Source organism: Caballeronia sp. M23-90 (assembly GCF_053574605.1).
In genome coordinates this window covers 15,420-28,477 of record NZ_JBSIPA010000030.1, presented here as the reverse complement: position 1 = coordinate 28,477, position 13,058 = coordinate 15,420, and the positions used below count along the sequence as shown (strand labels likewise).

At 58.9% G+C, this 13,058-nt stretch carries 12 protein-coding genes; all 12 read left to right on the top strand.

Annotation, left to right across the window (positions count from 1 at the left end):
• Positions 1–293: 293 nt before the first annotated feature.
• The 12 genes from ACRXB1_RS05575 to ACRXB1_RS05520 are packed head-to-tail and all read left to right on the top strand — an operon-like array spanning position 294 to position 13,048.
• On the top strand, positions 294–974 hold the full coding sequence (locus ACRXB1_RS05575; RefSeq protein ID WP_449491389.1) for a TrbI/VirB10 family protein: 681 nt from the start codon (positions 294–296) through the stop codon (positions 972–974).
• On the top strand, positions 967–1,770 hold the full coding sequence (locus ACRXB1_RS05570) for a transglycosylase SLT domain-containing protein (protein ID WP_449491388.1): 804 nt from the start codon (positions 967–969) through the stop codon (positions 1,768–1,770). The genes ACRXB1_RS05575 and ACRXB1_RS05570 overlap by 8 nt, the downstream gene beginning before the upstream one ends.
• Positions 1,767–3,005 (top strand): hypothetical protein, encoded by a 1,239-nt coding sequence (locus tag ACRXB1_RS05565; RefSeq protein WP_449491387.1) that lies wholly within the window; start codon positions 1,767–1,769, stop codon positions 3,003–3,005. The genes ACRXB1_RS05570 and ACRXB1_RS05565 overlap by 4 nt, the downstream gene beginning before the upstream one ends.
• 11 nt (positions 3,006–3,016) lie before the next feature.
• Positions 3,017–3,445, top strand: coding sequence for a lytic transglycosylase domain-containing protein (locus ACRXB1_RS05560; RefSeq protein WP_449491391.1), 429 nt, complete (start codon positions 3,017–3,019; stop codon positions 3,443–3,445).
• A 22-nt stretch (positions 3,446–3,467) separates the two neighbouring features.
• Positions 3,468–4,067 carry a toxin co-regulated pilus biosynthesis Q family protein gene (locus tag ACRXB1_RS05555; RefSeq protein WP_449491390.1) on the top strand — a complete coding sequence of 200 codons (600 nt, stop codon included), beginning with the start codon at positions 3,468–3,470 and terminating at the stop codon, positions 4,065–4,067.
• Positions 4,068–4,072: 5 nt separating this feature from the next.
• Positions 4,073–5,743 (top strand): type II secretory pathway protein, encoded by a 1,671-nt coding sequence (locus ACRXB1_RS05550; protein ID WP_449491386.1) that lies wholly within the window; start codon positions 4,073–4,075, stop codon positions 5,741–5,743.
• A gap of 8 nt (positions 5,744–5,751) precedes the next feature.
• Positions 5,752–7,032: a hypothetical protein gene (locus tag ACRXB1_RS05545; protein WP_449491385.1), complete on the top strand. Its 1,281-nt coding sequence runs from the start codon at positions 5,752–5,754 to the stop codon at positions 7,030–7,032.
• Between the two features lie 19 nt (positions 7,033–7,051).
• Positions 7,052–7,603, top strand: a complete 552-nt coding sequence (locus ACRXB1_RS05540; RefSeq protein WP_449491384.1) for a hypothetical protein — start codon at positions 7,052–7,054, stop codon at positions 7,601–7,603.
• A gap of 3 nt (positions 7,604–7,606) precedes the next feature.
• The gene (locus ACRXB1_RS05535; protein WP_449491383.1) at positions 7,607–9,832 is read left to right on the top strand and encodes a GspE/PulE family protein; all 2,226 of its coding nucleotides are present in this window, start codon (positions 7,607–7,609) and stop codon (positions 9,830–9,832) included.
• Between the two features lie 17 nt (positions 9,833–9,849).
• Entirely contained in the window at positions 9,850–10,968 is a 1,119-nt protein-coding gene (locus tag ACRXB1_RS05530) for a type II secretion system protein (protein WP_449491382.1), read from the top strand.
• A 13-nt stretch (positions 10,969–10,981) separates the two neighbouring features.
• Positions 10,982–11,599, top strand: coding sequence for a hypothetical protein (locus ACRXB1_RS05525; protein ID WP_449491381.1), 618 nt, complete (start codon positions 10,982–10,984; stop codon positions 11,597–11,599).
• A gap of 15 nt (positions 11,600–11,614) precedes the next feature.
• Entirely contained in the window at positions 11,615–13,048 is a 1,434-nt protein-coding gene (locus ACRXB1_RS05520) for a hypothetical protein (protein ID WP_449491380.1), read from the top strand.
• Positions 13,049–13,058: the final 10 nt, after the last annotated feature.

The following is a 13,058-nucleotide window of genomic DNA, read 5'->3' as shown; positions in this document are numbered from 1 at the left end:
TGGAGGCAGCCGCACGCGCGGCGTCCGATGCGGCCGCCGCCCAGCATCCAGTTAAGCCAATGCTGACGGGAACAGATTTCCAAAGCGAAATCGACAAGGGCGGGGCGGATACACAGACGCTTGCACGCAATGCAGCTCAGGACGCAATTTATACGTCCTCCGTATTCAAGCAGTCGGGCGGGTCACGCAATAACGCTCAGCAGGCGACGACGCTTCCCCCAGGTGTTCCCACGTTGGAAGAGTTTCGTGCTTCACGAGCCGCCGCGGGTGACCCCAGCGCAGAGCAACTGGCCATGCAGCTTGCCAAGCAGGGGCAAGCGCCCGAAGACCGGGATCGCGCGTTTCTTCGTGAGGCCGCCGCACAAGGGGGCATTGAACAGACAACATTCAACGGACGCTCACGCGGCTGTACGCTTACGCCCCCTCACAACATTCACGTAAAAACAATCGAAGGCTTGAACTCGGACAAGCCGGGACGCGTCGCGCTCATGGTCGATGAAGACGTGTACGACAGCCTACAAGGCGACTGCCTGATGATCCCGAAAGGCTCGTTCATCAACGGCCAATACAGCGCAGACGTCAAGGTTGGCCAAGAGCGCTTGCTTGTTGCTTCGACAAGCCTGCGCCTGCCCAACGGAAAGAACGTGCCGATGAACGGCATGCAAGGCGCCGACGAGAATGGTTACGCTGGTTTCTCCGGCGACGTGAACAACCATTTTCTTAAGATCTTCGGTGCTGGCTTCATCACCGCGATCCTGCTGAAGTCATTCGACAACGGCGCGCAAACAGCGACAACGTCTAGTCCTAACGGCGTCACGACCTACGGCAGCACGGCAGGTCAGGTCGCCGCGACGACGGCACAAGCAGTTTTGCAGCGTAACCAAAACATCCCACCCACGATCACGGTCGATCCGGGTGAGAAGTTTCTCGTCCAAGTCACGCAGGACATTGTCATGGAGCCCTACCATGAATAAGGCGCTCTTGGCGGCAGCGCTGCTCTTCATTGGACGCGCATGTTACGCGGCCACGATCGAAGAGATCATCAGCCCGACGCAGTATGTTGTATCGAGCGCTGGCCAGCGCACTATCCTCGATATCGAAGGCGCCCCAGTTTATGCATGCGGGATGAAGCCGTTTCAATCTTGGGCGCAACGGCTTGAGGGCCAAGCGGTGGAAATGGGGCAGGGCGCAACGCCAACCGTCAATGTTGACGGAGCGCCCGTCAGTCTGCTTGCCATCCTCGTGAGAGGTGGATGGGTACAACCCCGTTTGCTCACCGATGAAGCCCAGGCTGCGATGACAGAACGGCGTGGCGGCTGGGCGTGCGCGTCTGCGCAAGCGCCGTTCGACGCCATGCATTCCACAGTCGACCCAAAGATCCTCGCTGGCATAGCACTCAATGAATCTGCCTATAACGGCCGAGCGTGGCCATGGACCCTGAATGTGGCTGGTCGCGGATTCTTCTTTCGCACGCGCGAGGACGCCTATCAAGCGATCCGCATCCTGATCGCTGATGGTCGGAGTGACTTCGATATTGGCCTCATGCAAGTTAACTGGGGATACCACTCCAAGCGCTTTGCTTCGCCCTTGGACGCCTTGAGTCCGGCGACCAACATCCACGTCGCCGAAGACATTCTCAACGAGAACTATCAAAAGACGCATTCCGCGGGGAAAGCGGTGGCGTACTACCACAGCGCTAACCCGCAGCCGGGTCGCAAATATCTCGCGCGGTTCGTCCAGCACCTCTCTCAAATCGATCGCGGCTTATGAAGCAATCACTCACAGTCGTTTCTATTGCGTTGGCACTACTCTCGGTGAACGTCGCGCTCGCCGGCACCGACCCATTCGACTTCGACTACGAAATCGCAGGTAATGTGCTCGAGCGTCCTGCCCTCGTCTTCAATGATGGAAGTTCAACCTACTTTCAGCCCCGGGCAGGACAGAATCTGCGTGTCGAGGGCGGCCACAACGAAGGACCTTATGTCGTCGTCCCTGGCACGCCCGACGTGATCCATTACTCCACGGGACAAACCACTGCCACGGCGTACTGGAAGAAAGCAAACCGCTTCATGGGCGATAAGACCCGCGAAAGCGACGATCTCCCGTCCGGCTTCACGGGTTTCTCCGGACGCCTCGCGCTAATCGGTGCGCACTCGCACCTTGAAAGCACCCGCGCGTTGAACGCCACCATGCCTCTGTCGCAAATGGTTAAGGCGTTGGTGCCGCAAGGGTGGACAGGCTCTGCACAGAAGGATATCGACCTCACCGCTTCAACGAGTTTCGCAACGCGGGATGGCGAAAACTGGATGCAGTCGTTCGACCGACTGGTCGCCTCATCCGACATGTACGCGGACGTCGATTTCGATTCGCGGCATGTCACCTTGCTACGCTCGGCACCAAAGTCAGTGGCGGTGAATTATGTCGCGAGCAATGCGCCGTTGGCATCGGCATCAACGATCGCGAATCCAATTGCTGCGATTGCCGCGAGCTCTGCAGGCGCCCCCGTCCATGATTCGCTACTTGCCTCAAAGCTTGGTGCGGTCGCCATTCGTGATGGCGACGACTCGCACGTCCAGATCAAATTTTCGGCCAAACCGGCAGCGGAAATCAAAGTGGTCGATGAAAGCGGCAAGTCGTTGCGTCCGAAGTGGGATGACGCCGGTAACGTACTCACGATCAACCGTGCCGAACGCTTCGTTCTATCGAACGGCGCGGACCAAGTGGAAGTGGCCCGGGTCGCCGGAAGTGTCTACGAATTCGACGCCGGGAATAAGGCCGCGTTGGAGAGCGTGTTCGACAAGGACGGATCGACATTCTTCAAGTTCGCCGATTCAGTCGGTCACGTAACGGTGGCTGATGCAAGGCATCTCGGTACCGGCGAACAGAAAGGCCGCTACTACAAGTTCAACGGGACTTCCGACCAGTTCATCGTCAATGCGGACGGCAACGTGGTGAATGTGACGCGTCGCCATGACGTGCGCTTCTTTGACAGAGCCAAATCGTGAGCACGGCCGTCATGACGATCAACCATTTTCTTGCTGGCGTCGTGCTTTGGCTCGTGGCTGCGCCGTCGATCGCACGTGCAGATTGCCTTGATGATGCAGCCGCATTTCATCGCGTGAACGTGGTCCTCGTGCGCGCCATTGCCCAGCAAGAATCGGGCATGCGTGCGAATGCCGTCAATGTGAATAGCGATGGTTCGGAAGACATTGGCCTCATGCAGATCAACAGCTCCTGGTTGCCAAAGCTCTCGCGGTGGGGCATCACCCGCGAGCGCCTTTTCGACGCGTGTGTGAACAGCTACGTCGGCACCTGGATTCTCGCGTCGAACATCAAGCAGTTTGGGCCGACCTGGCGCGCCGTGGGCGCGTACAACGCCGTGTCCAGTTCGAAGCAACTGATTTATGCCACCCATATTTATCGCCGCATCCAGCGCGGCAACTGATCTCATGACGTCACTTATCCCTATGAAAACATCTTTCCTGTTTCGTCCGGTCGGCCGCTTGATCGCGTTTTTGATGCTGGCCGTAGCCGCCAATGCGATGGCGGCCGATCCTGATCAGTCGCGCTTGGCAGCACCGGCTGGCGAAGGTTGGCAAGTGTTGTCCGCCCCGAGCGGCTCAAAAGCAACGGCCTCGCCGATAAAGATGACGCCTGCAAGTGCGGCCTCCAACGATGCCTTCGCATCGCGCGGTATGAGTTCGGTGGACGCCAAACCGATCCAGATAGCAATGGCTCCGACTTCGACCGCGGTTGCACCGGTCGTGCTTCCCTCGCCGTGGGCAGCGGTCGCACCTAACGGCATTCTGACCTTCTCGATCACACCTCAAGACTCCAATTTGCGCAACGCGCTTGATCGTTGGCTTCAGCAGCAGGGGTGGCAACTCGCCTGGAAGATCGATGACGATCTGCCGCTTGAATTCAATGCGACGTTTTCCGGCGACTTCAAGTCGATCCTCACACAGGTCATGCAGGCCACCAATCACATGCGCACGCCCACCCGCGTATGCAAGCACACCAACAACGTGATCCGCGTCGTCGCACGCGCGGCCAACTGCCAAGAGTAATCATCATGCGCCATAACACGATCAAAATCGCCGCGTCGCTTACCCTCGCCTCGATGCTTTCGGGCTGCGCTGTCAGCCAAATGGATGTCAATCGGGCGTACTCTGCGGCCGCCGCGGACGCCGCTACCGCAATGGGCAATGGTCCAGAATCCATGCCCCTCGTTGAGGAGGTGCCGACTGCATTTCTCGGCGACCGTCTTGTACCTGTGGCTTATGAAGCGACGCTCCCGGCGGTATTTCGCGACAAGATGGTGACGTTCCCGCCGAACCTGCCAATCTCCAGAATCGGTACGCTCGTCTCGAGTGCAACCGGCTATCCGGTCCATATTAGCCCGGACGTGTTTATCCCGCGTGAATCGCTGATTCCGAAAAGCGCCGGGTCCGCATCCGTAGCGCCTGCGGTTGCGGCCGGCGCGCCGATGGGTGGTTTGGGCGGACCACTGCCGACCTCGCTGGCAAGCGCAAGTGTCAAATCAGGCGTGGAGCCGGTGTACGCACAGCCTTGCGATTGCAAGGTGGGACAGTACCTGCGCGGCGTAACCGAGGATCTTGGGCTCGACTGGAGCTTCGACGGCACAACAATCGCGATCTCCCGTTTCGTCACGAAGACGTTCACCATTTCGGCCGTACCCGGAAAGGTCAATGTGAAGTCGTCGATGTCGAAGGGCACGGATACCTCCACCGGCAATCAGTCTTCGGGTACCACGGGTGGTTCGACTGGCAATACGGGTTCCTTCTCTGCTGTGACGTCTACGGGTCGCGATGGATCTTTCGACCAGATTGCGCTGATTCAGGATGAATTGAACCAATTGAAGTCGCCGATGGGTGTGGTGACTGTGAACCCGCAAAGCCGGCTCGTGATGGTGCGCGATACGAAAGAGGCCGTCGATCGCATGGGTGCGCTGCTGGCACGCGAGAATGCCATTTCGACGCGTCAGGTTGCGTTGCGTGTGCGCACGCTGCAGTTCGACATCAACGATGGAACGCAAGCAGGCATCAGTGCCGATGTGATCTTTAACCGTATCTCGGACGGCTTGAAGAAGTACTCGGTGGCCTTCGGCTCGCCGACGTCGCTCGCGACATCAGCCGGTTCGGTCGGCTTGTCCGTCCTGCGAGCCAACTCGCCGCTCGAAGGCACGAACGCTGTCATCAATGGCGTGAACAGTTATGGCAAAACCGTCCAGGACAACACGGTTACCAAGATGACGTTGAACGGCTTGCCGGTGTCAGTGGGTTCCTTCGAGACGAAGGGCTATCTTGCGGCGACGACGCCGTCTGCGGGCGGAATTGTCGGATCATCGGGTGGATCCGTTGGGCTGCAACCGGGTTCGGTGACCGTTGGCGACTTCGTGAACATCTTGCCGTCCGTCAACGATCACAACCAGATCGTCTTGTCGTACTGGAGCGATAGCTCGAAGCTCAACGGCCCGTTCCAGACGATCAGCGCGGGCTCGGGTGCGACGCTGCAGCAAATCCAGTTGCCCGACATCATCGGCAGCAAGGATGACCAGACCATTGCCCTTTCCGACGGTCAGACAATGGTTCTGTATGGGGCTGTGACCAACCACTATGACGCGGCGAGCAACAACGGTATCGCCGGGCTGAGCGGTGCTTGGAACAAGTCGCGCACGTTCCAAGTGATCATGCTCACGGCCACTGTTGTTTCGTCGATGTGAGCGCCGGCATGCATCTCGAACCTATCCCAGGAGAGAAGGGCGCGCGGCTCGTGTTTGGTCTCGAGTGGCGTGCCTACGCGACCAAGGGCGCGGCTGCTGAGCGTGGGCGCTACGCCGAGCAGTTCGATGCTACGCATTACGTCGAGCTCAAAACGAACGGAGAGACGATCGGCGGGTTCTGCAACCTCGATCCCGATGAGCGCAAGGGCTTAAAGCTTTATTCCGCCGCTGCTCGAATCGCGCTACTTGAAATCGTACGCGCGAAACCGGCCGTGCTTGTGTTGATCCAGAACGATCAGCGCGTGCACTTCGTGCATGTGTTGCGAGGCGCGGTTTCTGTCGATGAAGATATTCCGCTCGTGTCGCTGGATGCACGGCGTGTCGCGCTCGAGGATCAGTGCGCAAAGATCAACCTGCCGTTGGTCACGCTTGGCCACGGCGCGCAGTTGCACGATGTCGACGAGCCATTTCCGATCCGGGAATTGCTCGCGGCGCGCAAGACGGCCGAAATCAAGAAGGTGCCGGTCAAGCTTCCGGTTGCGCTTCCATTGCTCGTGATCGCGTGCGCTGGTTTCTTTAGCGTAAGCAAGGCGATCGACTTCTTCAATCCGCCGCCACCGCCGGCACCGCCGCCGCCCACCTACATGCAGGAGTATCAAACTGCAGTGGCACGCACTTTCGCGGCACCGGCGCCGCTTGCGTCAGTCATGGCCCCCCGACTGCTCGCGGCATTTGGTGCGCATGAGAGCAACACGTCCGGCTGGCAGTTCTGGAAGGCCACCTGCAATGCGACAGGTCCCTGCAAGGTCACTTATAAGCGACAGGGCGGCACCTTCAAGGACTTCGACGCGAACGCGCCCGAGGACATTCGTCCTGTGGTCTTTAACGCCAATGGCTCGCAACTCGATGCGAAAGGCCCGCAGGTAAGCGTGGTGGAACGGGTCGCGCTCGCTCAGGCCAAAACGTGGCCCACGTCGCAGGCGCTCATTAAAGCCTTGCAGACTGAGCCTCAGAAACTGTCGGTCACCCCCTTCACGCTTGATAGCTACGGATACGTCGTTGATATCAAGGATCCCGAGCGCATCCTGCCACGCCAGCCGGCGCCGGGCGATGTGCAAGGTCCGCTCATCTTGCGCGGGCAATGGGAGATCGACGGATACAAATGGCAAGCACCGCTGCTCGCGCGCCTGCCCGACAACATGGCGCTCGACTCCTTGGACCTCGAATTGAAGGAAGACGGAACCGGCGTTCATTTCACCGCAAAGGGTAAATATTATGCATATAAGTAAATCCGCTCTGGCCGGTGCAATGGCACTCGCGCTTACAGGCGGGCTGCACGCTCAAGAAAAACATCTCACGCTTGACGATATCGACCAGCTTGCGCGCCAGAAGATCGTCGACAGCATGAAGAAGGCGCCTGACGGCAATGCAATCCAACAGGCCGCGCCAATGCTCGGTGCGTCGTTACCAGCGACACCAGCGCCCGCTCAGGCGGCGGCAGAAGCACCCAAGCCCGCACCACGGCGCGTGGCTCCAGTCGCGCATTCGGTGCCTGTCACGTTCCTCGGTGCGTTCAGTGACTCCACGGGTTCCTACGTCCTGTACGACTACATGGGTGCGATCTACCCCGGGCGGCAGGGCACGAAGCTTCTCAACGGCTGGACCGTGTCTCGCATCGATGGCTATCAGGTCACCGTCACGGAGGGCAAACGCAGCTGGAGCCAGGTGATTGTCGCTCAGGCGATCCCGGTGCCCGAGCCGTCGGCTTCTGGCTCGAGCATGCAGGCGCTTAACGATTTGAATAGTCCGTTGCCTACCGCTCCGGGCGGAAACTCCGTTTTTATTCCGGTGGGGAAGTAAGCCATGAGCCTATTTGGTGGAATCGAGGATGATGTGCCTGAGACACGCTCAGGGTTTCTCAAGCGGTTGCGGTCCCCAAAGGCAAGCTTTGTCGAGCCGACCAGTGCGGTTGAGCCACGGCTGCAATCAGCGCGCGCAACCGGCGCCTCTGTTAGCTTCCTTGGTCGAAACCTCTCGGCGGATGTTGAGGATGTGGAAAGCGTAGACGTCGGCGAAGAGCGAAATCATGGCGAGGCAACGGACACCACCGTTGTTGCAGGCAAGGAAAAGATTGTCGCTGAGCAAGCCGCAATTGAGTCGATATCGCGCGCGATTGACGCCGCGGCTACCAGCAGCGTTGAGCACGGTGACGGGACGGCACAAGCTGTTGATAGGGGGCAGTCGGCCGCGACGGCAGCGATCCCAACATCAGCGGCGATTCCAACATCGACAGCTATTCCAACATCAACAGCTATTCCAACACCAGACCAAGGCAAAATGGTCTCGCCGGAGCCTGCTGCCGTACCTGAAATGTTAAGCGACGAAGACAAGGCGTTCAACGAGAAAGCCGATACGCTCTTTACGCAAACGGGGCGGCCGCATCTCGTATCTGCCGAGGCACTGCCTGACTATAAACGCATTCTCACGACCGCCGATGACGATGCGGCACTACGAATTCCCGCTGCCGCTCGCAAGGAATTTATCGCGGTCGAGTTACAACCGGGCGTCGCGATTTCGGTCGCAACGGCACGGTTTTGCGAACGCGCTCAATACGCGACGTTTATCAAGGACCTGGCGACCGCCGACGTGTTCGTGCGCGAAGAACTGGTCGCGACTGAAGAGGTGATTGCCGCGATCTATGCGGGCAAAGCGGTGGCGGCAGTGAAGGGCGGGCTGCGTGAGTCCTCGCGCGCCATCGGAAACTTTCGGGATGTCATCGAAGCCGCACATTGTCAGTACGGTGCGAGCGATGTGCACTTCGAACCACGAGAATTCGAGAGTGACGTGGAGGTGCGCTTTCGGGTGAATGGAGACCTCTACACCTACGAGAAACTTCCGAAGACCATCGTGCGTCGCGCCTTGTTTGCAGCCTACAGCGACCTGGTTCAGCGCAACACCAACTCAGGCAATAGCTTCCAACCGAGCGCCCCGCAGTCGGCAATGATTCCGCTGGTCGTCAAAACCGATACCGTCAATCTGCGTTGGCAATCGTCGCCACTAGTGGGCGGCTACGACGTGGCGCTTCGGCTGCTCGACGGCAATTTCAAGAACTACAACGTCCTGTTGCCAAAGGACATGGGATTTGAGCCGAGCCAGCTTGAGCTGATCGACACGCTCAATTACGTGAGTGGCGGGATCACGGCGCTAACGGGCGAAACTGGGTCGGGCAAGACGACGACACTTCGTGCGCTTTCATATCAGCTTCCCGATCGGGATCTGAAGAAGCAGTTCGCCGTGAACGAGCCGTCCGAATATCCGATGCCGTGGCTGTCAGACTACTCGATCATTCGTCGGCCCGACGAGACCGACGAAGAAGCAAACCGCAAATATGCGGAAGTGATTCGGACACTCATGCGACAGGACCCTGACGATTTGACGATCGGGGAGGTGCGAGACAAGGTAGTGATGGGCTTGGTTGCAGAACTCGCGCTTACGGGTCACCCCGTGCGTTTCTCGCTACACGCCGGCGACATCATTGCGGCCATCATGCGCATGGCTGGTGGTCGCCTGCAGCTGCCCATCGACGAGCTCGCCTCCGAAGGATTCATCAACGCGGTCGGCAATCAGAAGCTGATACCGACACTCTGCGATCACTGCAAGATCCCGGCTGAAGATGTGATGCCCCAAGCCGACCTCGAGGTCCTGCGTCGTAAGTTTGGTCTCGACACGTCGAAAATGGCATGCCGGAACATGGACGGCTGTGTTCGTTGCCGTCTGGTTGGGCTCACGACGCGCTCCGGAAAGGTCGCCGGCGGCACGAAGCGCCAGTCGGTCGTCGCTGAACTTTACCGTCCGACGCCCGAGTTTCTCGAGCGGGTGAGCCACAAGGATTGGGCGGGCGCACGACAAGTTTGGCGCGGTTCACGCAAAACCGGGTTCGAAGACGGGGACATGACCGGAAAGACGCTATATGAACACGCTCTTTACAAGGTTTCGCGCGGATTTATTGATCCACAATTTGTGAATCGTTCGATGCAGGGCTTTTCGCAATACCGCGTCATGCCCGGCGTCGATGGTCTGATGCCCTGAGCGCCTGCGAATACACCATGTTCAACTTAATCGGAAAGATGCTGCCCGCGCGGCAGCGGGAAGCGTATGCACGCTGGCGCTTTCAGAAGGTGCGCGAGGTCTTCTATCGCGAAACGCGGTTAGATATCGCGAAGAAAGGCTTGCGCAATACCGAAACGCTGTTTGACCGGCTGGAAACGTATGAGAAGCGCAACCGTTCGCGTGGTCAGATTGTGTGGACCGTCTTTGCGAAAATCCGCGAGACGATGCAGCGGGGCGAGAGCTTCTCTGTTGCGATCAAACCGTTCATTCCGGGCGACGAATATGCATTGCTCGATATCGCCGACGAGTCGGCGCAACAGGACGCCGTAGTTCGCGGGTTCGAACTTGCCGAAATGGCGGCAAGCGCCAAACGCGTGCTGTCGGCAACGACCCAATTGCAGATGGCGTATCCGGCGTTGCTGCTGGTCTACATGTACGGCTACTGCATGTTGTTCGGCGGGGCGATCTATCCGCAGATCCTGGATTCCAAGCCGCTGGACCAATGGCCGGACGCCGGTCGATGGCTTTATCACGTCGACACGTTCGCGTATGACTATTGGTGGCTTTCGCTGTGCCTGGTGATCGGCCTCGTGACGATGTACTTCTACTCGCTCAAACGCTGGACCGGGCATGTTCGGAACAAGTTCGATCGCCTACCGATGCTGTGGCGCAACCGCCGAGACCTCCGAGCTGCGCTTCTGATCGTGTCGCTTGCCGGCCTGTTCGATTCGAACCTGACTTTGCGCGCTGCGCTCGACCGGCTGCTGAAAACATCGGACCCGTGGTTGCGCTGGCATTTGAAATCCATGCACCGGCGGCTTACTGCACGCTCGGACGAGCCAATGCGCGCGCTCGATACAGGCATCTTTTCGTTGGAGATCGTCGACACGATTACCGACGCAGCGGGGCGGGATCAATTCGAAGCGGCCATCAAAAACCTCGGTCGGCAGTCGCTGGATCGCGTAGTCGAATCCGTCAAGCGAAACGCACGTGTCACGCATTTCCTCATGCTCGGCTTTGCGGCCGCGCTGTTTCTCACGATCGGCATCGGCTCCTATGTGATGACCGGCGCCATCAGCATGACCTCGGGCGCACCCGGCGTCTCAATCAACTAAAAGGAGCTTGGCCATGAAGCACACCGAACAGGTACACCTCGACGCCGCTACGGCTAAAGCGAGCCGTCGTCAACGCATGCTTATGATCGCCCGCAGGACAAAACAGTCCGGCGAGTTGTCGATGATCGAAGCAGGCGCGGTTATGGCGGGCGCGGCGTTGCTCGCACTTGCCGTCTACGCGGGTGGCAAGTATGTGCTTGACCTGATTCATTCCTCTCAGTTCAAGAGCGAAGCGCAGATGTTCCATACGGGCATTCTGAACGCCACGCAAAACGACGCGGACTTCTCCGCCGAGACGTTGCAGATTCTGGCGCAAAACCATGCGTTCGACTCAGCAGGCTCGCGTGTTTCGACGGACAAGTCGACGATCAAAGGCTTGTTCAATGGCACGCTTTCGACCAGCGTTGGAACGCTGGTTACAGCGAACGATTCGCTAATCCTCACGTACCCGGTCACCGAAACGATTTGCTCGTTAAGCGTCGCGGCGTTGTCTACGGTCTACACGCAGGTTTCGGTAAATGGAACCGTGGTGGCTTCTCCCACTGTACCGTTTAGCGCGAGCACGGCCGCCACGTCGTGCAGCTCTGCTGGCGCGACCGCAAGCCTGCAGCTGTATACGACTCGCACGTAAGGCGGGGCTGCCGACATGGGAAGCATTCTGGAGATGTTGATTGTCCTGGTCGGCGCCGCCTTGCTGACAGTGCAGGGCATCAAGGAAGACATCGCAGCGAAGCATACGAACCTGCTGCAGATCGAGGGGCAGAATCTCGCTTCGATCAATGCAGCGCTCGGCAGCTACGTCACGGCGCAATATGGCTCGCTGATTCCAGCCGGCTACTCGCAGACGGTCGCAACGCCCATCACTCCGCCGACGCTGGCGCAGCTCAGTGCATTGGCCAACAACCGCGTGACGTTTAAAAATGGGCCGTTCTGGGGCGGCACGTATCAGATTGCGATGATGATCGTGCCGGACGCTTGTTCGACCACAGCGGGGACGTGTCACATCGCGACGTCGCTATACCCGAGCTTGCCGCTGATGAAAGCTGGAACGGCGGACATCGAAGGCGCCGGCATCGTCGCGTCGGCCGGTGGCAGTTCCTTTGGCTACTCGACCAACCGAGCGCCGTCTGTGATCACAGGGATCCAAGGGAAGTGGACGCTTTCGAACCCCAACGGCAACAAGAGCGGAACGATCCTCGCGATTAACGGGTTTGGTGCGGACGGCAACTCACCGTATTACCGGCGCGACGGCACGCTGCCTCTGACCGGGACAATGAATGCGAACAATCAGGACATCCAGAATGCTAAGAACGTCACGGCCAATTCCCTGACGCTGCCTGTTGGAAACAGCCTGAAGATCGGTCCGGGGGCAACCTATTACGGGGATGGAACCAATGCAGCAGTCCGAACGAGCGGGGCGCTTTACGTCCAGAACCAAGCTGGTAGCGCGATGGCCAATGTCAATGCAGGCGCATACAACGCAACCAACAATGGAAACGGTCTAACTGTCGGCACAGCCGGCGTCGCCTACTACGGCGATCAAAATAGCAGCGCTGCTATTCGCGGCAACAACGGGTTGTACATTCAGAATGCCGCTGGGAGCGCGCCGGCGCCGATTCAGCAGGTGGGCAATATCAATTCGAGTGGCACGGTCACCGCACAGACCGTCAACTTCAACGTGTCGGCTGGGAATTGCGCATGGAATACGGTCACGATGCGGGCCGCAAACCAGATGTGGGTGTGCAACAAATGGGGCAATTGGGTACCCATTAGCAACCTTGTCGGAAACTTCACGACCGTCCAAAAGCTGAGCGGCTATGCCAACGGCTGGCAGATAGCCGTTCCCGCATGTGGCCCGGGCGGCTCACCGTGGTACGAGATCATCCCGCAGTCGGTCAGTACCGACTATGCAAATCACAATCCGCCCCTCGCGGGCAATCGATTTGTGATGGGTTCGGCCGGCGCCAATTGGATGCTGCAGATATTCAATGTGCTAGCGGACGGCGCCAATTCACTGGTCGGCGACCAACTTGGACTTCAAGCCGAAGTTGATACCGGTTGCTCTTTTGGGAATGAGTGAGGAAACGATT